This is a genomic window from Pelagibaculum spongiae (genome assembly GCF_003097315.1).
Classification (GTDB): domain Bacteria; phylum Pseudomonadota; class Gammaproteobacteria; order Enterobacterales; family Pelagibaculaceae; genus Pelagibaculum; species Pelagibaculum spongiae.
Genome location: NZ_QDDL01000006.1, coordinates 227,151 through 248,922 on the forward strand (window position 1 = coordinate 227,151; position 21,772 = coordinate 248,922).

Annotated in this window: 19 protein-coding genes, 1 pseudogene and 1 riboswitch; of the genes and pseudogenes, 9 read left to right on the forward strand and 11 right to left on the reverse strand. The window is 42.6% G+C overall.

Features of this window, described 5'->3' with window-relative positions:
- Window positions 1-70 precede the first annotated feature (70 nt).
- Window positions 71-583 carry a GNAT family N-acetyltransferase gene (locus DC094_RS15190; protein WP_116687975.1) on the reverse strand — a complete coding sequence of 171 codons (513 nt, stop codon included), beginning with the start codon at window positions 581-583 and terminating at the stop codon, window positions 71-73.
- Window positions 584-791: 208 nt separating this feature from the next.
- On the opposite strand from DC094_RS15190, the gene DC094_RS15195 reads away from it, so the two are divergent.
- The 3 genes from DC094_RS15195 (at window position 792) to DC094_RS15205 (ending at window position 3,871) form a co-directional block, all read left to right on the forward strand.
- A complete protein-coding gene (locus tag DC094_RS15195) occupies window positions 792-2,342 on the forward strand; it encodes a hypothetical protein (protein WP_116687976.1) in 1,551 nt (516 codons plus the stop codon).
- Window positions 2,343-2,782: 440 nt separating this feature from the next.
- Entirely contained in the window at window positions 2,783-3,142 is a 360-nt protein-coding gene (locus DC094_RS15200; protein ID WP_116687977.1) for a hypothetical protein, read from the forward strand.
- Window positions 3,143-3,259: 117 nt separating this feature from the next.
- A complete protein-coding gene (locus DC094_RS15205; RefSeq protein WP_116687978.1) occupies window positions 3,260-3,871 on the forward strand; it encodes a hypothetical protein in 612 nt (203 codons plus the stop codon).
- Window positions 3,872-3,977: 106 nt separating this feature from the next.
- Here the strand turns inward: DC094_RS15205 and DC094_RS15210 are convergent, their stop codons facing one another.
- Entirely contained in the window at window positions 3,978-4,832 is an 855-nt protein-coding gene (locus DC094_RS15210) for a PA4780 family RIO1-like protein kinase (RefSeq protein ID WP_116687979.1), read from the reverse strand.
- Between the two features lie 496 nt (window positions 4,833-5,328).
- Here DC094_RS15210 and DC094_RS15215 point away from each other — a divergent pair, with 496 nt between their 5' ends.
- Window positions 5,329-6,186, forward strand: coding sequence for a protein NO VEIN domain-containing protein (locus tag DC094_RS15215; RefSeq protein WP_116687980.1), 858 nt, complete (start codon window positions 5,329-5,331; stop codon window positions 6,184-6,186).
- Between the two features lie 185 nt (window positions 6,187-6,371).
- Here the strand turns inward: DC094_RS15215 and DC094_RS15220 are convergent, their stop codons facing one another.
- The gene (locus DC094_RS15220) at window positions 6,372-7,676 is read right to left on the reverse strand and encodes a PilT/PilU family type 4a pilus ATPase (protein ID WP_116687981.1); all 1,305 of its coding nucleotides are present in this window, start codon (window positions 7,674-7,676) and stop codon (window positions 6,372-6,374) included.
- 633 nt (window positions 7,677-8,309) lie between these two features.
- Here DC094_RS15220 and msrB (DC094_RS15225) point away from each other — a divergent pair.
- Window positions 8,310-8,915, forward strand: coding sequence for a peptide-methionine (R)-S-oxide reductase MsrB (gene msrB, locus DC094_RS15225; protein ID WP_116687982.1), 606 nt, complete (start codon window positions 8,310-8,312; stop codon window positions 8,913-8,915).
- Window positions 8,916-9,028: 113 nt separating this feature from the next.
- Here the strand turns inward: msrB (DC094_RS15225) and DC094_RS15230 are convergent, their stop codons facing one another.
- Window positions 9,029-9,880, reverse strand: a complete 852-nt coding sequence (locus DC094_RS15230) for a YopT-type cysteine protease domain-containing protein (RefSeq protein ID WP_116687983.1) — start codon at window positions 9,878-9,880, stop codon at window positions 9,029-9,031.
- Window positions 9,881-10,400: 520 nt separating this feature from the next.
- On the opposite strand from DC094_RS15230, the pseudogene msrB (DC094_RS15235) reads away from it, so the two are divergent.
- Window positions 10,401-10,925 (forward strand): annotated as a pseudogene (msrB, locus tag DC094_RS15235) (peptide-methionine (R)-S-oxide reductase MsrB).
- Window positions 10,926-11,719: 794 nt separating this feature from the next.
- Here msrB (DC094_RS15235) and DC094_RS21885 read toward each other — a convergent pair.
- The 5 genes from DC094_RS21885 to hemJ form a co-directional block, all read right to left on the reverse strand.
- Window positions 11,720-12,559 (reverse strand): putative adhesin, encoded by an 840-nt coding sequence (locus DC094_RS21885; RefSeq protein ID WP_339374128.1) that lies wholly within the window; start codon window positions 12,557-12,559, stop codon window positions 11,720-11,722.
- Between the two features lie 307 nt (window positions 12,560-12,866).
- The gene (gene hemL / locus DC094_RS15245; RefSeq protein ID WP_116688008.1) at window positions 12,867-14,147 is read right to left on the reverse strand and encodes a glutamate-1-semialdehyde 2,1-aminomutase; all 1,281 of its coding nucleotides are present in this window, start codon (window positions 14,145-14,147) and stop codon (window positions 12,867-12,869) included.
- Between the two features lie 12 nt (window positions 14,148-14,159).
- Complete coding sequence (thiE, locus tag DC094_RS15250) at window positions 14,160-14,804, reverse strand: thiamine phosphate synthase (RefSeq protein ID WP_206605670.1); 645 nt, start codon at window positions 14,802-14,804, stop codon at window positions 14,160-14,162.
- Between the two features lie 68 nt (window positions 14,805-14,872).
- Window positions 14,873-15,694 (reverse strand): bifunctional hydroxymethylpyrimidine kinase/phosphomethylpyrimidine kinase, encoded by an 822-nt coding sequence (gene thiD / locus DC094_RS15255; RefSeq protein ID WP_116687985.1) that lies wholly within the window; start codon window positions 15,692-15,694, stop codon window positions 14,873-14,875.
- A gap of 137 nt (window positions 15,695-15,831) precedes the next feature.
- The gene (gene hemJ, locus DC094_RS15260) at window positions 15,832-16,254 is read right to left on the reverse strand and encodes a protoporphyrinogen oxidase HemJ (protein ID WP_116688010.1); all 423 of its coding nucleotides are present in this window, start codon (window positions 16,252-16,254) and stop codon (window positions 15,832-15,834) included.
- A gap of 165 nt (window positions 16,255-16,419) precedes the next feature.
- Window positions 16,420-16,539: riboswitch (TPP riboswitch) on the forward strand.
- Window positions 16,540-16,637: 98 nt separating this feature from the next.
- Between hemJ and DC094_RS15265 the strand changes: the two genes are divergently transcribed.
- The 3 genes from DC094_RS15265 (at window position 16,638) to DC094_RS15275 (ending at window position 20,315) form a co-directional block, all read left to right on the forward strand.
- Complete coding sequence (locus DC094_RS15265) at window positions 16,638-18,761, forward strand: TonB-dependent receptor (RefSeq protein ID WP_116687986.1); 2,124 nt, start codon at window positions 16,638-16,640, stop codon at window positions 18,759-18,761.
- 81 nt (window positions 18,762-18,842) lie between these two features.
- Window positions 18,843-19,427 (forward strand): DUF1415 domain-containing protein, encoded by a 585-nt coding sequence (locus DC094_RS15270; RefSeq protein ID WP_116687987.1) that lies wholly within the window; start codon window positions 18,843-18,845, stop codon window positions 19,425-19,427.
- 9 nt (window positions 19,428-19,436) lie between these two features.
- Entirely contained in the window at window positions 19,437-20,315 is an 879-nt protein-coding gene (locus DC094_RS15275) for a choline/ethanolamine kinase family protein (RefSeq protein ID WP_116687988.1), read from the forward strand.
- A 49-nt stretch (window positions 20,316-20,364) separates the two neighbouring features.
- Here DC094_RS15275 and DC094_RS15280 read toward each other — a convergent pair whose 3' ends face one another.
- Window positions 20,365-21,042 (reverse strand): 2OG-Fe(II) oxygenase, encoded by a 678-nt coding sequence (locus DC094_RS15280; RefSeq protein ID WP_116687989.1) that lies wholly within the window; start codon window positions 21,040-21,042, stop codon window positions 20,365-20,367.
- 216 nt (window positions 21,043-21,258) lie between these two features.
- The gene (locus DC094_RS15285; RefSeq protein WP_116687990.1) at window positions 21,259-21,768 is read right to left on the reverse strand and encodes a GNAT family N-acetyltransferase; all 510 of its coding nucleotides are present in this window, start codon (window positions 21,766-21,768) and stop codon (window positions 21,259-21,261) included.
- Window positions 21,769-21,772 lie beyond the last annotated feature (4 nt).

Here is a 21,772-nt window from a genome sequence, read left to right on the forward strand (position 1 = left end):
TTTATGGGTAAATTATTTTAGTTGGTTAGCTAATTTTGCAAAGGATTTTTAAGAAAGTAAAATTAATTTTTTAGTCTTTAGCTATTTTTTTTGTTGGAGTGTTTTCGCAATGAATGCCGGCGATCTGAGGGTATTTAATGAAAAGCGATCGATAGTTTTGTGGTTTCAATCCATGGTCTAATGCAAGTATATGAATTTCAACTTCTTTGTAAAATCCAATTTTTTCATAATATTCTTCAAGCTGACCTGTGCTTTTTGCAGTAATGTTAGGGTATTGCTCTTGTCTAGAAATGTTTATAGTTGCAGCCAGTAAAATTCTTGAAAGACCTTGTCCGCGAAGTGAACGAAAAACATACATATATCTAATAAATAGAGATAGTTTCCCTACAGGGAAATTTGGTGAATGCTCAAGTTCGATATATCCAATTAACGTGTTGGATTTTAAATATTCTAAGGTCAGAACACAATTGATCTGACCCTGTCCGGATTGAAGGAAGCTTTCAGGACGAGTTAATATAGCCTGGCGAAGTTCGGGGGTAATATCTTCGGGATCTTCATCTTGAGTAATACACAGCTGCCTAATAAGGTGGACGTGTGAGGTAGGGTAGACTCTGAAGCATGAATTAACTCATATTATGTACGGATTTCAGTAGTCAAAAGAGCTTTTCAGTAAACTGCAGTGAGTTTTTCTGGCGAAAAAAAAGCGATTTTCAAAACACTAGTCAGCGCACAACTTTTCGTCTTAAATTTTGCTAATTTAAAATATGGAGCACTTTAAGCAGGTTTTTCGCATGGCACGGAAGCATTTAAGTAAATTGGCACTTATTTCTACTTATGTTTTAAGTAGTGGATTAATTATTTCTTGTGGCGGGTCGTCAAGTCAATTGCAGCCTGAATTGCCCAGCTTTGTTAGTCTGATCCAAAATCAGCCAGTCGAGAGTTCAGCTCAAAATAATCTGGCAACGCCGGTTGCTGATAACCAGTTTCTGTTTAATACCTCTGCTGCACAAATCACCTACGACAGCTACCAAAATACTACCTACAACATAGGCAACCCAGGCGACCAACCGCTGCAATATGCCAATCGCTTATTGTGCCTAGCGAACCAGTTGCAGCCACAACAAAATGTCGACGGTGTAGCCTATCGAGGGTTGGTCGACTTTGGCCGTTGCTATGGCGAGGGGAGTTACCAGGATTATCAGCCAGTAATTGCCAAGGTGTCGCAGCAATCAAGCGGTTTGCAAATCGATTTATGGTGGGATGAAACCGACAGTACCCAGAGCCGAGCCCGTTTCTTGATCGAGCAGTCGTCTTCAGTGAATAATCCCTATGGCCAGTTTCAATTATTTCATCGACGAACCAGCGATTTTTCTAGTTTACCTTCCAGCAGCGCGACCGATAAAAAAACCTGGCTTTCAGTTTCGCTTGACCCAAGAAATAGTCAGCAATATGTAATGAAACTGCTGACGTTTGATGGCAGCCTCGCGTCAGCGAATCAATTAAATAAAGCGATTTACCTAGCAGCGCTTAATGGCCAGTCAGGTCAGTATCATATTGATGCTGAAGTCGATGAAAAAACTGCCTTTGATTCGGCGTTTATTCATTCTGAAAAATCGGGTGATGCCCGCTGTTACGACCTAGCGCAAATGCGCTGCGATATGATGGGCTATGCATTGTTTTACGACCAAGATGCCAGTGATGGCAGCTTTGCCCAAGGCGACATGGTTGCCATACAGCCGGGCTTTGCCTTTACCTACACAGCCAATGCACAGCAGCTTACCGGTTATATTGATGGCGCAGGTGTTTGGAGTGACCAACCATTAACCGATGACGTAGCAATCACCATTACCGATCAAAATCAGCAAAATTATTATTTAACCCCATCCAATAATGCCAGCCAAGCAACGGTAGAAAAAATCCTACCAGATAGCACCACTCAAACTATTTCATTAAGCCAGCCAATTGAATTTAGCTACACCTATGATGCTAATGACATGAGCAGCAGTGCTGGCACCATGCCGGGTACGCATTCACTCAGTTATTTTGGCGATGGCACCATGGGATTTTTTGATACTAATGGCGATGCATTAAATTTTAATAATGGCACTCAGCTAACCGCCAATAATATTAACTATAAAGTAAGGTCATCGCAGGTATTACAAAATGCAGTTCAAATTACTAGCAGCTTACCCCCAGCGTGTGAAGCATTGGAACTACCTGACTTTAGCGTGTTGTTAGATAGTTTAACTTTTAGTGCCGACTTAGATGCATCGTTTATTTCACAGCCAATGCCAGAGGTGACAGAGATGGTGAAGTATGTGGCGGGTGTGGGAGCGATTTAACAAGGCTTTTATATGAGAGCATTAGAAAAATTTATCAGAAAACCATAACGGGTGTTCTTAAAGTGTGTTTTTATAGAGAAAAGTTTTTGCCGGATAGGCCTAAATTAGTTGGTTTGCTTGATACTCAAAATTTAGTATCAGTAAATATGTCTTCATAAATTGATGAAGCATTCTAATATTTAATTTAGCCATACTACAAAGATGGTTCTGGATAACAGAATTGGTAGCTTAAATAAATGAGAGACTTACTACCAAATAAAGCCGCCCGCTTTAACTAGAGTATCGGAATGGGATGGGATGGTGGCCAGAAGATAATAGAAAGCTATGTTGCTGTTGAAATGTACTCAGGAAAGCGGCTCGCAGTCTGGTATACCATCTATCAATTGGCTGTTTGATTGCTCTGGTTTTGCCTTAGACAGCTGGAGAAGGACGGCTATTCGGTGAGTGCTTGTGATGCGCCAGTGGTATTAGAGCAGGAGTTCAATAAAATTGATGATGTAAATTCGATTCGAGTAATGGATTTACTGGTTCTATTTTATAAACATAAGCCTGAAAGTCCAGCGCATTTAGCGCGTGTTTTTATGCCACAACAAAATATAGAATCAATGCAAGTGATCAACAAAAATGGCACCATGCTTATTCATATAGAAACGATTAAGAAAATGTTAAAGATTTATAATAAGGTAGAAAAAAGTAAGTTCAATATTAAATTTTATCGAGAAAAATATATTATAGATCAACCTAAGATTGCTGACTTATTAGAGCTTAAGGATAAGGTTGCTACCAATGCAAGTATATAAATAGGTAGTATTGCCTGTAATAATTGAAATTTGATTGAGCAATTAATAATGGTCAATATTATGAAATGTAAAATATGCGGGCTAGATAAACCGTTAAAATAATCTGGAATTAACAATATGCGACCTTTACTTGAATCGGATCGTGATCTTGGGCAATATACAGACAGTGCTTTATCTATATTGGAAATAATTGCAAATCGAAGAAAATGGAGGATGATAGTTTATAAAGGAAAATCTATCGATGTTTGGCAGCCTATACAGCCATGTGTTTTGTGTTTGAGGTTTGACTGTTCAGGGTTTGCGCTTAATACATGGAAACGTTTTGGCTATTCAGTTTATATTGATTATATAGATGATATTATCAAAGAAGAATTTCAAGAAATTACGGATGTTGCAAATGTTTTTCCGATGGATTTCGTAGTGCTCTATAAAAATCAAGAAGGGCAAGAAAATAGTGAATTATTGCATATGGCGCGAGTATTTTCAGTCACAGATTCGATAGACAAGTTTAAAATGATAGGTAAGTATGGGATTGAATCAATAAAAATTGATTCTTTTTATGAAATGTTTAGCTGTTATAGTAAATATTTTAATGAAGATGGCAAAGGGCTGTTGACGTATAAGTTTTTTCGAGAAAAAAATCTAGTTGATAGACCAAAGCTTTCTGAATTACTAGAGGTTAAGCAGGAAATTGATGCTAGCGATGGTCTTCTTTGTCGAAACTTATAATGAGAATTATTATAATCTTAACTTAATAAAAAACCGCCAAGCCAGCGGTTTTTTATTGATATAAAATCATGTTTTAAATAATCAGAGTTAGACTTTTAAAATCACTTTAATCGTCAATATCTTCCAGCCAGCCCTCTCGGCGGCCTAGCTCTTCTTCAAATGCAGAGTCGATTTCATGCAGCACCTCATCAACATCGGCAGCAATTTCAGAGTCAGCAAACTCGCCAGTCAAAACAGTTTTAGGGCTTAAGTCGCCGGCCTCAAAAATCTCCCAAATTTCTTCGCCGTAACGAGTGGTCGCTAAACTTGGCGCAAACTGCGAATAATACTGGGTCATATTATTCACATCGCGTAACAGCATTTTTCTAGCGTTATTATTACCTGCAGCATCGACTGCTTGGGGTAAATCGATAACCACCGGGCCATTCGCATCAACCAGCACATTAAATTCTGACAGGTCACCGTGAATTACACCCACGCTTAACATGCGCACTACATAATCCATCATGGTGGCATGATCCGTCAGCGCATCGGCTTCAGACATACTGACATCATTCAAGCGAGGTGCCGCAAAACCATCGGCATCAGTGATGAGTTCCATCAGCAAAATGCCGCCAAAACAACCATAAGCTTGCGGCACTCGAATACCGGCATCGGCAAACTTATACAAGGCATCAATTTCGGTGTTTTGCCAAATCTCTTCTTGCTGCTCTAGGCCAAACTTAGAGCCCTTTTGCATGGCGCGGGCATTACGACCGTTGCGCACCTTGCGCCCTTCGTTATAAAGCACCGCGTTTTTAAAACTGCGCTGGCTAACGTCTTTATACACCTTGGCGCAGCGAACCTCATCGCCACACTGCACAACATATACCGTTGCTTCTTTGCCACTCATTAACTGTCGCAATACTTTGTCTACAATGCCATCGTCAACCAATGGCTGGAGTCTTTTAGGTATCTTCATGCTTTATATATACAAATTTTCTGCTGTTGGTATTGAACAGTGATGGTCAATAAAGTGGCCTAGAAACTGTGCTGCTAGTAGCGACCAAGCGCTTAACGCAGCGATTGAGGCGCATTCTACTATAGAAAGTTCAATTGATAACGTTGTTTATGATTGAAGTCGTAGTGGGGGGATGAAGCTGGGTTGTGGGGTAGATGGTGGGGTTGTGGATGTTGGTTTTTGGGGGGGTGTTTGATTGGACTGAACAGAATATCGATTGATCGTGAATCTATGTTATTGCCTCAGTGCCATTTTGCTAGAAAAGAAAAATTACCTGTCCCGATACGCAGAGAAAATATCTTGTTTAAGCATTCCCGTCGTCTATTTCTAGTTGACCTACGATAACGTTGATAGTGCGGCAAACTATTCAGAAAAATGATCACTGCTATTGATAATCATCTTCATAGCGATATGATCAGTCCATTCGATCGCTAGCTCTTTGGTAAGCAAGGAAACTATGGCTAAAGCTCCTGGATGGACTGATGATGAAGTAGAAGCATTGATCGAGAGTTATCTTGAGATGCTAAAACTTGATTTGCCCAGTCTGCCGTATAGCAAAGCTGAATATCGACGTCAGTTAATGCCCAAGCTGAATGGACGCAGCCACTCTTCAATTGAATATAAGTATCAAAACCTTTCAGCAGTTCTTGATGAGCTAGGGTTGCCTCGGATTGATGGTTACCAGCCTGCTAAAAATTATCAAAAACGGCTCAAAGTAATAGTTGAAAATTATTTGCACCACTCTGGAGATTCATTCTTCCGTGAGTTGAGGAAAATTGCTGATCTTGAAACTCCTGTTGCTAAGTTAGCTCATTGGCAGTCAGTTCTGGTTGACGCACCAAATTTAAATGAATTGCCATTAGGCAAGGTACATCAGCATGTAAGAAAGCCAATAAAAATTGATTACTTTAAGCGAGAGTTATTGAATCGTTCTTTAGGTTTGGCAGGTGAAAAGTTTGTGGTTGAATTTGAGAGGCAACGACTGATATCTCTTGGCCTCGCTGATTTATCAGCTGAAATTGAACATACTTCTCAAGCAGAAGGTGACGGTACAGGTTTTGATATTTGCTCTTTTGATGAACAAGGTCGAGAGCATTTTATTGAAGTTAAAACTACTCGGGGTTCACAAAATGCGCCCTTTTTTATCTCTCCCAATGAAATAGCTTTTTCAAACGAGTATCCAGATCAGTTTTCAATTTATCGGGTGTTTTCATATTCGAGACAACCACGGTTGTTTCGAATGCCAGGAGAGGTTGCGAGGAATTTTGATATTAAACCTTCAATGTTTATGGCGAACATAAAAAAAGTTTTTTAGACGCATATTCAATATGACTCAGAAATAAAATTGGTTGTCGGTCAGCAATTAAAAAAGGAACCTGTTAAATAACGCTCCATTTTTAATGGAATTTTATTTGCTACGCTTCGATTTTGGCTCTTGCGTCGTTCTACTGTAGGCATCCATGCCCTGTCTACGATTAAAACCGATGTATAAACTGTGCTTTAACCATCAATCTTAAACTGCGCCATACCGCCAACCGAACTAGTGGATGCTGAGTTATCAGTTGCTTGCCCAGAACTATGGGAGCTATCTAACTCAAGGCTTAATCCCACTTTTTTAGCGGCGGGTGTGTGAGGAGATGCGTGGCTAATTTCAGCTTCTGGTTCTTCCGTCTCGGTTGATGGGTCAGAATCCATTACCAGCGACATTGCACTTTCGTCACTCGGAATACCGGCATTTTCACTGGCCAATTTAATTTTTAAGCGTAAATTATTCGGTGAATCTGAGTTTTTAATCGCTTGGTCGAAATCGATTAATCCCTGTTTATAAAGTTTGAATAATGCTGAGTCGAAGGTTTGCATGCCAAGCGGCTCAGATTTTTCCATAATGGCTTTAATGCCGGTAAATTCTTGGTTAAGAATTTTTTCTCGAATAGTCGCTGTGCCGAGCAAAACTTCTACTGCGGCGCAGCGTTTGCCATCGACGGTTTTAATCAGTCGCTGGGAAATAAACGCTTTTAAGTTCATCGCCAAGTCCATAATTAACTGCTGGCGACGTTCTTCGGGGAAGAAGTTAATAATGCGGTCGATGGCCTGATTGGAGTTGTTGGCGTGTAGCGTTGAAATGGCGAGGTGGCCAGTTTCAGCAAAGGCTAGCGCATGTTCCATGGTTTCCCGGTCGCGGATCTCACCAATTAAAATAACATCGGGTGCTTGGCGCAGGGTTTGCTTGAGTGCAGAACGATAGCTGCGGGTGTCTACACCGACTTCTCGCTGATTAATAATGCAGCGTTTGTGTTTGTGTACATATTCAATCGGATCTTCGATGGTGATGATATGACCAGACGATGTGCTGTTTCTGTGGTCAATCAGCGCTGCCAGCGAAGTTGATTTACCCGAACCGGTGCCGCCAATAAACAACACTAAGCCGCGTTTGGTATTAATAATTTCTTTTAGTTGCGGCGGCAGACCGAGTGAGTCAAAACTGGGAATGTCGGCTTTGATGTTTCTCGCGACAATCGAAATTTCATTGCGCTGGCGAAAAATATTGACCCGAAAACGCCCGATTTTATTAAGCGATATTGCTAAGTTCATTTCCAGCTGCTCTTCAAATTCGATCAGCTGTTCTTTGTCCATCACGGCATATGCCATTTCCTTCACTTCACCGGCAACCAGTTTTTCTTTAGACAAGGGTTTGAGGTTGCCCTGAAACTTGCCACAAGGTGGTGCACCGGTACTGAGGTAAAGGTCTGAACCATCATGTTTAGATAGGGTGGTCAGGTATGCGTGAAGTTTTTCCAGGCTCATCGGTTTTGGGTCTACTTAGTGCATCAGAGAGTGAAGTAATTTTAACCAATTCATCGGCTGCGAAAAATGACATCGCGTGAGTTGGCTCGCAGTTCATAAACAAACTGACCGTTTTAAGTCAGCTTTGGGTATTGGGCGGTTGTTTTGTTCAAAAGGAACCATCTGTAACTTGATTCGCTAAACGAATTTGACGCGCTGGCGTTTATTGTTATTAGTCAATTTTGTATCGAGATAAACTGTCATTAAAGATTGGTCGTTTTTGAATTGAGTTGTTTGTTATTAGTAGCAGGCTGATTCAGGATCATTTGAAAATATTGTGATTCACTTGAAGCTTAATTTGCTTAGGGCAAGTTTTGCGCAAGAGGGCAAGCTCACTAAGGCAAGTAAAACAGTAACTCGAAGCCTTGTGGCAACTGAAACAAGAACCAGTCGTGATAAATGATCTCTACTGCGGAACTGAATCGCAGATAGGTATGTCCTACCTACCAAAGCAAACACAATGATTTACTTTTTACTTGTTAGGTAATTGTTCAGGAATCTGAATCTGAGATGAGTTTAGGTTTGTGAGTAGCGATCTATGCCACACGAACTTAAGACAAGTAAAAAGCATGAACTAAATGGACAGAGGCGCTTATGAAGAAATTTTCTATTGCAGGTATTGCCGGATTGGTTATTGCATCAGCAGCATTTATGGTTGGTTGTGCGCCTGTGGCAACCTCTGACAATGCTCAGGCAGATGCCGTCCAACCTGCTGCGCTTGAAGCGGCTGCTCCGGTTGCTGTGTATAAGCCAGGCGAATACGCCAAAGCACCACTGACCAAAGAGCAACTGCGCGCCAAGCTGACTGACGTAGAATATTACGTGACCCAGCAAAGCGGCACCGAGCGACCATTTGGTAGAGGTACTTGGAATAATAAAGCTGACGGTATTTATGTTGATGTGGTTTCAGGTGAGCCATTATTTAGCTCTAAAGATAAATATAAGTCAGGTACTGGCTGGCCGAGCTTTAGTCGCCCGCTAGTGTCTAGTAACATTGTTGAAAAAGCAGATAATACTTTATTTGCCAGCCGAGTTGAGGTTCGCTCTAAAAATGCAGACTCTCACTTGGGGCACGTTTTTACCGATGGCCCACAACCAACAGGGTTACGTTATTGCATGAACTCTGCGTCAATGCGTTTTGTGCCCGTTAATCAATTAGTTGCGCAGGGGTACGGCGAGTATTTGCCGCTGTTTAAATAGTTTGAGTTACGCGGTAATAAATTAAAAATCCCGTAGCAATTAATTGCTACGGGATTTTTTTGTTTGAAATCTTTCAAATAATAATTAATACGTTCTGTACGGTCTTCTTTTGATTACCATTTCTTATCCCAGTAGGCCAAGCTGAAATCGTGGTTATATTTTTGACTATAAACATTGGCCCAATAAAACTGAAACCATAATTCAAAACTGCCAATTGATGGGAACCAAAATTCACCATGGTTAGCGTCAAACAGCGTGACATCTCTGCCAACCCAAAGCGCAACTGCATGGCTTGACCCATGCCCTCGGAATGATAGTTGCTGGTAGCGATTCTTATATTTTTTCATTTCCGAGATCATTTGCTTTACATGGCTGTTCGAGTCTCCAGATAACCGTTTAGCCTGAGCAATTAACGTACAAGATACGATATCTCTGAGTTGAGACAGGCCCATATTATTAAATATATTCTCAGTCCACTCTTCGTTGTCCATTACATCCATTTCATCGGGAGTCTGGAACTGAGCATTACTCTCACCACGATAGGCTGCTTGCAAATTACACACGGTAGCAGCAGGGATTGAATCAATCTCGTCAGCGCCTTGCATTAGCCAACCCCAGAAATCTTTATTAGTTGCATGGTAGCCAATCCATAGAATGGATAGTGCCTTACAAATACCATTCCAGCGTTTTCCATTCTCTCCAATTCGGGATTTATACCAAGCACCCATTCCAATTTGTTTATCCATTGCAGACTGTCTGAATTTCTTGGTTGCAACACCGCCAAAAGCAATTGCTTTGTCAGTTAACAACTGATTTTGATCAGAAATAAAGATGTTCTTATCGATGCTTCTCGCCTGAGGGAAAATATCGATAGTTTTGGAATAGCTGATTTTTTTAGATGAAGTGAAGTTACTTTCTTTTTTTCTAATGGTTGATAATGGTGGAGGAGGCGGTGGTAATGGCATGTTACACCCTGACTTTGTTTGTAGGCTGTCAGGTCTTATCAAGTATGCTTTATTACTTGTGTTACTGACATCAATGTCAAGATGCTGAGGCTAGTTGATGCTTTTGTAAACTACTAATTATGCGAGAAGCGCGTCGTTTTATTTTTTTCGTTGTTGTTTTAATTGTTTATAAAAAAACATGGCTGTAGTTGTTTCTGGTGTTGTGAACTAGTTGGCATTTATAGATTTTAAATTTTTAGGGGGAAGGTGTTTTATTTGTTACAAATTATTATAAAGCTCATTGATTGAATTAGAATGGTTGTTAGCATTTCAATGCATAAAAAACTATTAATGAATTAGCAGTTTTTGTTTTAGTATTTAGTAAAGTAATCTAATTAAAGAGAGAGCTAAGGCTTAACAAGTATTTTTCTGTAGTGCCTCTGGACTGCTAGAGTGCCATTGCATAAGGCAAGCCATTAAAAATATGGGTTATTTCTTTTTCCGTGGTGCCGGAACTGGCAATGCTGATTGAATTGCCTCAATGGCTGCTTGTGTATTGTTTACTCTTCTAGGCGTGGGTGTAGGTGGTGCAGCTGCTCCGGTTGCTGTGTATAAGCCAGGCGAATACGCCAAAGCACCACTGACCAAAGAGCAACTGCGCGCCAAGCTGACAGACGTAGAATATTATGTGACCCAGCAAAGTGGCACCGAGCAACCATTTGGTAGAGGTACTTGGAATAATAAGGCCGACGGCATTTATGTTGATGTGGTTTCAGGTGAGCCGTTATTCAGCTCTAAAGATAAATATAAGTCAGGTACTGGCTGGCCGAGTTTTAGCCGCCCGCTAGTGGCTAGCAACATTGTTGAAAAATAAGATAATGCTTTATTTGCCAGTCGAGTTGAGGTTCGCTCTAAAAATGCCGACTCTCACTTGGGGCATGTATTTACCGATGGCCCGCAACCAGCAGGGTTACGTTATTGCATGAACTCTGCGTCAATGCGTTTTGTGCCAGTTAACCAATTAGTCGCGCAGGGATATGGCGAGTATTTAGCGCTGTTTAAGTAAAAGATTATTTCTAATTAAGTTGTAATTAATAAAAAACGCACCTTTTCAGGTGCGTTTTTTATGTTAGCTAAAGATATTGGTTTACTTGTTAGAACGTGTTTAGAATCTGCGGTATTATTTTTGCTTGAGCACCACTTCCATGTGACTAGATCCCGCCACTCTCGGCTTTGGCATCCTGCGTCGCCCTAATCCGTGCATTCTTGCACTTCCTTACGGAGTGATGGTTCCAGCGGCATCCTCCGAACATCGTCATTCTGAGCATGGATGCCGGAATCCAGATATCAAGGATGGTAGGGTTTAAAACTATTTAATAGTTTCAACTGATTGTTGAAAGTGTTTTTTTTTCAACATGGTATTTCTGTAGCATCTGACGAACAATACAAAGCGTCAGATGGCACCCCGCTAATCTAGCTACCTGCATAAAATCAAGTGCCGAAAGAGATAGGGCATCTATTAAATTCTACCGCCCTAATTTGCGACCCTTAGCATGGTATTGGTCGTTGCGTAAGTACTCGCAGATAGTTACACCGGCATCAATTTTTCAAGTCGGATGCGCAATACCATTTGAAATTATGCGAAAACCAATGCAACAACTAATTAGTAGCTTTTTATTTTTGATAATAATGGAAATATTCACCCGTTATTTAAAATTCATATGAGAAATGGAAGGGGGATACTTTGAATTGAAACCAAGGTTTACCATTACTTATTCATAGTTGTTTGTTTTTCGCTTAAGTGCTTTGGTATGCCATCAAAGGTGGCTTGTACCATATCCTGCTAGCATGCATGGTTGCTTATTTTTTTTTACGTGGCGCAGCAACCGGGAGTGAAGAGCGAATGACCTCAATTGCGCTTGCTGGAGAAGACCTTCTTGGTGCAGCTGTTGGCGGGGCTGAGCCGGGCCTTTTTCGTGGCGTCGGTGTTGGTGGTGCAGTAGCAGAGTGGCGTCTTGGCGTCGGAGTTGGTGGAGAAATATTACGCCGTGGTGCTGGAGATGGCGGAGCTGATGCTGGTCGTCTTCTAGTAGGTGTTGGCCTTGGAATAACTCTGCCAAGTTTTTCAACCTGATTGTTAAAAGGGTCACGTAATATCAAGGACTCAATCTGGTGAGTCGCATTATCCAACACACGATAGGAACCATCATCAGCCCGATTGTCCATATTGGCATTTATACCAAGGTACTTTCCTCCGGTGCTATTCAAGTCGGTGACTCTGCAAGCGCCCCAATGGAATTCAATTTCTGTACCGACATCATATACATGTGTGACTTCTTGACGTAATGCAGCCATTACCCAATCCAGATTTTTGGGTTCGTCAAAATCGACAAAAATAAATGAGCTTCCTGAGGCTAGGTTATGTTCTTTAAGTATTGCATCGTACGACATGTCGTCTTCTCTGTTGGGATGGAGCGTCATGTTGGGGACTTGTGTTAATTGATCATTAATACTGTCGAAGTTATCCAGACTACTTTCTCTGGATAAATCTAAATCAATCATGCTGTATATTTTATCTGCTGAAAGCATACGGTTTATTTGATGATAAAATATCATCCAGGAATTTAAAGGTACTCTACAAAATCCATTTTTAATCGTCCAGCCTCCATGCCCGTTAAGAATGAACTTAATGGGACTCATGATTGCTCAATTAATTAATAAATAAATAGCTACGCATTAGGAATGTCAGATGTTTTATTAGCAAACAATGATGGATAAAAGGGAAAGTAAGCATGACAAGAGGTTTTTACCATAAAAGAAGGCTTTGTTTTTTATATAAATATCAATAATATTAAGTCAAGGTTGTGCGTGTTTGGAATTTAATATATGGGTTGATTTTTCAAGGGGTAGGCAAGTGTCAATGTGTTTTTTAAATTAAAGCGCGCTCATAAAAAAGCCTTGCAGACAAAAAGTCAAACAAGGCTTTGTTCGCAAAATGAAGAGATTATTACAACTGAGAAAATGCCTTTTCTGCGGCATTTAAAGTTTTTTGGATTTCTTCATCAGTATGCGCGGCAGATACAAAACCTGCTTCATAGGCAGAAGGTGCCAGGTAAATACCTTGCTCGAGCATTAAGTGAAAGAATTTACCAAAGCGCTCGGTATCGCAGTTGGTGATTTGTTCGAAATTATCAACCGGGCCTTGGTCGGTGAAAAACAAACCAAACATGCCGCCAATGCTGCGGCTGAAAAATGGAATACCGGCTTCATCAGCTTTTTGCTGCAAACCAGCCACTAGCTTGGCAGTGGTTTCAGTTAGGGCTTCGTAAAAACCTGGCTGGCTGATTAGCTGCATGGTTTTTAAACCGGCGGACATGGCGACTGGGTTACCTGACAAGGTACCTGCCTGATAAACCGGGCCAAGCGGTGCGATGTAATTCATGATTTCGCGTTTGCCGCCAAATGCGCCAACTGGCATGCCGCCGCCAATCACTTTACCGAAAGTCGATAAGTCTGGCGTGATGCCGTAATAAGCTTGGGCACCACCTAAAGCAACTCTAAAACCGGTCATGACTTCATCAAAAATCAGTACGGTGCCAGATTCGTCACATAACTTGCGCAGGCCTTCCAAGAAACCGGGTACTGGTGGAATGCAGTTCATGTTGCCAGCAACGGGTTCTAAAATCAGGCAGGCAATTTGCGAGCCTTTCTCGGCAAACATCTGCTGCGCTTGTTCCAGATTGTTGTAATCCAGCGTCAGGGTGTGTTTTGCCAAATCAGCAGGAACACCTGGAGAACTTGGAGTGCCCAAGGTCAGCAAACCAGAACCGGCTTTAACCAACAGTGAATCACCGTGGCCGTGGTAGCAGCCTTCAAATTTCACAATGGTATCGCGACCAGTAAAACCACGGGCGAGGCGAATCGCACTCATGGTAGCTTCGGTGCCGGAGCTCACCATGCGCACCTGTTCCATTGAAGGTACTAGCTTGCGAACCATTTCTGCGGCTTGGATTTCAATTTCAGTCGGTGCACCAAAACTCATGCCACGATCAACCGCCGCGTGAACTTCTGCCACCACTTCTGGATGGTTGTGACCCAATACCATTGGGCCCCATGAGCCAATATAATCGACATAGGCTTTGTCATCGGCATCGTACATATAAGCGCCTTTAGCGCGTTTCATAAATACCGGATCACCGCCAACGCCTTTAAAAGCTCTTACCGGGGAATTAACACCGCCGGGGATTGCATCTTGGGCTTTTACGAATAGGTCGTGGGATTTGCTCATATTGGCGCTCATTTAATTTTCCTCAAACATCTGACTAAAGCTTGTGGCAGCTTGTTGAATATCGTCTTGTCCAAAAACGCTATTCACCACCGCAAGCATGTCACAGCCAGTATTCAGCAAGGGCTGGGCATTACTCAGTTCAATGCCACCAATCGCACAGACCGGTAGCGTAAATTTTTGTTTGGCTTGTTGTACAACATCCACCGAAATCGTGGCCGCATCGGGTTTGGTTTTGGAAGGGTAGATCGCGCCGAAGGCGATATAGTCAGCACCTTGCTCGACGGCTTTTTCTGCCAGCTCGATTGAGCCTTCACAGCTAATACCGATGATGGCTCTTTCACCCAGTTTTTCTCGAGCTTCGGTTAGCGATATATCGCTTTGACCGAGATGAACGCCGTCTGCCAGCATATAAGAAGCGAGTTCGATATCGTCATTGATTAGAAACAGGGCATCGTAAGCAAAGCATAAGGTTTGCGCTCGAAGTGCCTGTGCCAGTCGATAATCAAAACCGTGGCTTTTATCCCGGTACTGAACCACTTTGGCGCCACCTTCTAATGCGGCTTCCAGTTTTTTAGCCAAGCTATCGCCAGCGGTGAGTTGTTCATCGGTAATGACATAAAGGCCGCGCAGGCAAGCTAACTTCTGATCGTGGGTCACAGTGAATCTCTCTGAACTCTGAATTTTTTAAAAAACTGTGGTTGCCGCGCTTGGCGACAACCCGATAATTATTTGCCGAGCCGATTGGGAAATTGTTGACCTGTACCCGGCGTACAGGGGCTTTGCAATGATTTCCAGGTAAAGGTTTGTGCTTTTCGGCTGGCAGTTTGCATGCTTTCACCCAATGCTAAACGAGTGGCTAAAGTGGCTGCCAATGTGCAGCCAGTGCCGTGAAATTCACCGGTAAGTCGTGGCCAGCTGAGGGTTTGAATCAGCTTAGGGTCTTGCAATGGGTTGGATTGTAAATCGTACAGACGATTAATCACTCGCTGGTTGTCGCATTGACCGCCGGTTAATAGCAAATAGCGGCAACCGGTATTAGCAAACCAACGAACCATCAGGTCAATTTCATCTTCATCACATTCAGCTAATACCGCAGCTTCTGGCAAATTAGGGGTGCAAACCGTGGCATGGCCAATCAGTTCGCGCAATGCATCAATTAAATCAGGCAGTGCCAAGCTGCGCTTGCCAGCTTTAATTACTGGGTCGATGACTAGCGGGCTTTCGGCATGATCTTGCGCTAAATTACACACCAGTTTGGCTAAATTGGCATCGGCCAACATGCCGGTTTTAATCGCAGAAAATTGCATATCATCTAACAGTTCAGCCAGCTGGCGGGCAATAAAATCGCGGCTGATGGGTTGAAAGTCGCTAACACCGCGACTGTTTTGCACCGTCAGTGCAGTTGCAATACCGGCACAATGGCCACCTTGAGCTGCGATCGATTCAATGTCGGCAGATAAACCTGCACCACCGGATGGATCGAGACCTGACAAACATAACACCACCGGTTGTTGGCTTACCGGCTGGCCTTTTGTTGGCTGGTTCATTGTGGCGTGTTAGCTCCTGTTAAATTTAAACTGTGGTTCGTCGTAGGTTTGATAAGCCTGAGGCGCAATCAGACATTGTGCGATGCAGTAAAAAGTGTCTGATTTCGTTAACACTCATCAAACCTACAGCAGACGTTTTAAAAAGGTCGAACCACTACCAGAATGACCACGCCAAGTAAGATCAGCACTGGAAATTCGTTAAACCAACGATAAAACACATGGCTTTTGTGATTGTCGTCGGTGGCAAAACGGCGCATTAATTTGCCGCAGTATATGTGGTAGCCAATGAGTATCGCGACCAGTGTCAGCTTTACGTGCATCCAGCCCATGCTTTTATAAAACTCCCAATTGGGAATTAACATCGCCAGACCAAGAATCACCGTCACCATCATCGAGGGGTTCATAATGCCGCGATATAGTTTTCGTTCCATGATATGAAACCGATCTTTACCTGCCTGATCTTCAGTTGATGCGTGATAAACAAACAAACGCGGCAAATAGAACAGTCCAGCAAACCAGCAGACCATCGCGATAATATGAAAAGCTTTTATCCAAAGCATTGGAGACATCACTGTTAGGGGAATCTGCCGATACTCTAATCAAACTCTTCTTTAAACGCACCTGTCTGTTGTATTCGCCCTGAAGTTCAGATGGTTATCTATCGGCTGGCTTAAGTCGTTTTATCGGTTTGAACTAGGTTGTCTGGTGATCTCTTGTTAAGCTCCCGCTCAGCCAGGGGGTGGTTATGAATCTGTTAAAAGATTTTGCCTGAGATGCGCATTTTGCCGAACCCCTAGAACCTGATCCGGTTAGTACCGGCGTAGGAATCGGCTGGAATCGTCTGAAGCAACATGTACATTACGACTCCTCCCATTTTAATGGGCTTGCTTGCAAGCTCCTGCGCAGTCGCCGGGTCTTTCTCTTAATTTTTAAGGAAGACCCAATGAAAACAAATCAATACCATCGATATTTTGCTGGCAAACCGTTAGCGCTAGCAGTTTCTCTTTCAATCTTTGCATCGCCAACGCTGGTTGCTGCGCAAGATTCGACGGCTGAAGTCTTGCCGACGATTCAAGTACAAGCCGATTTCCGCCATACCGATATTGACCAGTTAGCAGAAGCAATTTCGGTAGTGAATGCCCAGCAAATTGAAGCGCGTTCGGCGGATCATCTAGAAGCTATTTTAAGTTTCGCCCCTAATGTGAATTTTGCCGGTGGTAGTTCGCGTGCGCGTTATTTCCAGATTCGAGGAATAGGTGAGCGCAGCCAGTTTGTTGAGCCGGTGAACCCGTCGGTGGGTTTGCAAATTGACGGTATCGACATGACTGGGTTAGGCGGGGCGGCAACGCTGTTTGATGTTCAACAGGTTGAAATTTTGCGTGGCCCACAGGGCACACGTTTTGGTGCCAATGCACTGGCAGGTTTTATTAATGTCGATTCCAAGGCGCCTACGAAGGAAACCGAAGGTTATATCAAAGCCAAGTTGGGCAATTACGATAGCTGGGGTATTGGTGGTGCGGTTTCTGGCAGCTTAGCTGACAATCTTCAGGCGCGAGTTGCTTGGAATCAGACCGCCAGCGACGGCTTTATCGAAAATGTTCGCGTCAACCGAGATGATACAAACAATATTGATGAGCAAGTGCTGCGTGCCAAATTGAGTTGGCAACCGGCGGCTGATCATAATGTTGATATCACATTGCTACGTGCTGATATTGATAATGGTTATGATGCATTTACCTTGGATTATGACAAACAAGAAGCGCGTCAAACCGATTCTGACCAACCTGGTCATGATCGACAGAAAACCAATGCCGCCAGCATTCGCTGGGATGGCAAAGTAAATACTGTGGTTAATATTCAGCTGGATCTCTCTGGTAGCAATAACAAGATTGATTACGGGTTTGATGAAGACTGGTCTTTTGATGGTTTGCATCCGCTGGGGTACAACTATTTTGACCAGTATTTAAGAGAATTTAATCGAAATACAGTTGATTTACGTTTGCTGTCAGGTGCCGATGGTGCGATTTTCAATCAGACAACTGACTGGGTTTTTGGTGTTTATCATGCCAACCGTGATGAAAAATTGACTAGAAATCGAACCACCAAAACTCAATATGTCAGCGATTTAGATATTCGATCTATTGCTGCATACGGTGAGTTGAATAGTGAGCTTCGGAACGGGACTTATTTAATTTATGGTTTACGTTACGAAAACTGGGAATATGAATTCGCTAATTCTGCTGATATAGAAAATAGCCGAAGCCAAGATTTGTGGGGTGGAAAAATCGCACTTGAGCAGTTGTTAAATGACGATCACCTCGGTTATGTCTCGTTGGCTCGTGGTTATAAACCTGGTGGCATTAATAACGATCCGGATATTGATGATGTTTACCGGACTTTTGATACCGAAACCAATAATGCTTTGGAGTTCGGTTTAAAGTCGAGCTGGAGAGATGACAAGCTAAAAACCCGCTTGGCTATTTTTTATATTCAGCGTAAAAACCAACAAGTCAAAGCTTCATTTAATAGCCGGGCACCAGGTGAAGCACCAGAGTTTGAAGAGTTTTTGAGAAATGCAGCGCAAGGCAGAAACTATGGTATTGAACTGGAAAATCGCTTCGAACTGAATGACAAGTTGATGGTGATGTCGAATATTGGTTATTTAAAAACTCAATTGAAAGATTTCAGTTTTGAAACAGAAGATGGCGTAGTCAATCAAAGTGGTCGTGCTCAAGCACATGCGCCATCGCTGAGCATTTCTAGTGCAATGGAATACCATTTTCTGCCATACCTAACTGGCCGATTAGAAGGGGAGCGTAAAAGCAGCTTCTTTTTCTCAGATAGCCACAATGTAAAATCGCGTTCGTATAATTTGCTTCATGCACGTTTGAGCTACCAACGTAACCAGTTGGGAGTCGCGTTGTATGGACGCAATCTGACCGACCAGAAACACGATGTGCGAGGATTCTTGTTCGGTAATGATCCTAGAGTGGATTATGAGAATCGTGAATATCGTCAGTTAGCAGCACCAAGAACTTTTGGTATGGATGTGAGCTACAAATTCTAGGTTCTTGGTTCTGCAGAACGTACCTCAAATAAAATACCGCTGCATTTGTTACTATGCAGCGGTATTTTTTGGAGAAGTAAGATGCCCGCTGCAGCAGATGAATTCCAACAACAAGTAATTGTTCAAAGCAAAGCCTGGGTCAAACAGTTCATTATTGGCCACGGCATTTGCCCGTTTGCTTATCGTGAATATGAGCGAGATAGCATTCGTTATGCAGTGATCGAGCAAAGAAAAATGGCGGCAACGCTGAAGGCGATTATCGAGCAGTGTGTTTATCTCGATCAAAATCCCCAAGTAGAAACCACGCTGTGTATTTTCCCCAATGGCTATGAAGGTTTTTATCTTTATTTGGATTTGTTAGATCTGGCCGATGAGTTGCTGATCGAGCAAGGCTATGAAGGCACTTACCAGTTAGCCAGTTTCCACCCGGATTATTGCTTTGATGGCGTGGCCTACGATGATCCATCGAATTATTCCAATCGCTCGCCTTATCCAACGATTCATATTATTCGCGAAGCTGAGCTAGAGAAGGCGCTGGAAAACTACGATAAGCCGGAATCTATTCCAGAGCGCAATATTAAATACACTCGGGAAAAAGGCGCGGCTTTCTTCGAGCAGATTTTACAAAATTGCATGAATGCCAAGCACAAACCTGAACAGGAATAATCATCACTGATGAATGATCGGCTGCAGCGGATATTAAAAGACTGGCCGTTATGGCAGCTGGCAGGTATTGCTCCGAAAATGGCAGATCTTCAGCCGATTGCTGGTGGCTTAACCAACCAGAGCTTTTATTTTTCCTGTGGTGGCGAGGGAGGAGGTGAGAGTGGTGGTGATTATTTACTACGAGTGGAAGCAGAAAATACTCAGCAGTTGGATATAGACCGGCAAGCAGAATGGCGGGCGCAGCAATTGGCTGCCGATGCGGGAATCTGCCCGAAAATTCTTTATAGAAATACGCAAAAACATTATTGGATTCGTCGATATTTTCGTGGGCAAACATTATCTGAAAACAGATCTAGTCAGTCGCCCAGCCAATCACAAATCCAGCAGCTGGCAGGGTGTCTAAAAAAACTGCATCAATTGCCAATCGATGATTCATTGCCGCGATTGAATATTGCCAGCAAGGCTGAAAAATATTGGCAGGTTATTGAGCAGTCTGCGGCAAACCAACCGCTGTTGAAATATAAAGCGCCATTGCAGCAAAAATTGGCGGGTTTATCGAATCAGCAACTAGTGGTTTGCCATATGGATTGCGGGCTGGCTAATTGGTTTGTCGACCAGCAAAGCCAGCAATTGTATTTGCTTGATTGGGAGTATGCCGCGCTGGGAAATCCCTATTGGGACTTAGCTGCGCTGGTTGAGGGTGGCCAGCTAACACCCCAGCTCTCACATCAAAAACAGCAATGGTTGCTGGAATGCTATGGCGATATTGATTCAGACCAATTGCACTATGCATGCCAGCAAATGAATTATCTGGCAGCACTTTGGTATTTGGCCCAGGGAATGATTTCTGTTGAGCAAGCACAAGCCAAATTTCTAAAACTGTCTTGACAATATTCGGTGATTTCAAGATCTGCTTAGTCGATTAATTTGCAGACAATTAACTGGGCGGATCCAGTTTATTTGCGATGCTGTTGTTTAAGCGAAACCAGCCAGCAATAGAATAACGGTCACGCTTTGCCGGTAAAACTTCATGCGGAAATTGTTCACTTAAAAATACCACAATCGTGCCAAACCCAGGTATTACAGTAGTTTTACTCTGATCAACAATCGAAAGGGTTGGCGATTGATCATTATAAATTACTAATTCTCCACCATCATCCACAGACCAGTTTTGATTGAGATAAACCACGACAGATAACACGCGATTGCCTTCGCCTTTAAACGCATCTTTGTGCTTCTTATAAAAATCACCTTTGGCGTAACGCGCGAAATGACTTTCAAAAGAGAATAAACCTAGAAATAAACGCCGATTTAAATAAACTTTCAGCGACTCTGCCCAATCGATCCAGGCACTGCCTGCTTGGCTATTATCGGTTATCCAACAAATTTCGTCGGTACGAACAAAGCTATTGATAACATGCTTTTTGGCTCGGCCAATACCGGCACGTTTGAAATTTTCATTAGGGATTTCGCTAACATGTTGCAGTAGCAGCGAAGACAAATTTTCAGGTAATGCATAGGGACGAATGCTGTAGCCCTTATCCACAAGGTCATTTGATATTGATTCAAACAGAGAAGTGTTATCATCAAAATGAGTTGCTTGGGGCAGGCTCAATTAGATTCTGACTTAAATATTAGAGCAAACATTTAGTGGCTAATTTAATAAATAGAAGATATTTCATACTAGCATTTTCAGGTACGTCAGCGTGAAAGCTTGTTAGCTAAACCACTTCAAGATGTGTGTTCAGTTAGAGAGCAGCTATCTTGAAGTAGTTTGGTGGTAGGCTGGCAGCAGCAGAATTTTTCCAGAGGTAGCTGAAGTAAAAACTCGCTAAATCTTTAACTCCATCATCTGCCCTTTTTTATTCGGTGAACCCAGTTTTTTCCAGCCATGTTTAATGTAAAAAGCTTCAGCAGGTTTGTTCTGTGGAATGTAATGCAGATGCACCACATTACAGCCGAGCTCTTTGAAGCGTGTGATCAAATATTGATGTGCTTGTAAGCCAATGCCTTGTTGGCGGAAACCTTGACCAATATAAATCAGGTTGATATGGGCTTGGTTGCCAAAGCCATTACGGTGAGGGTGAACCTGATATTCCAGCTGACCAATAATTTTCTGATCTAGCCATATATGTTCCATAAAATAATGGCGAGCATCGAAACGGCATTTGTCGGTTAGAAAATCAAACCATTCTCTTGTGTCTCGATCACTATACCGATCCAGATTGCCAAAACTGGCTAACCAGGCATCTTCTCGAAAGTGGAAACACAGGTCGCGGTCTTCTTCAAAATCAACCGGTTTATAAGTAAGGTTCAGCATGACGAGTTTTGGGCTATCCATGGCC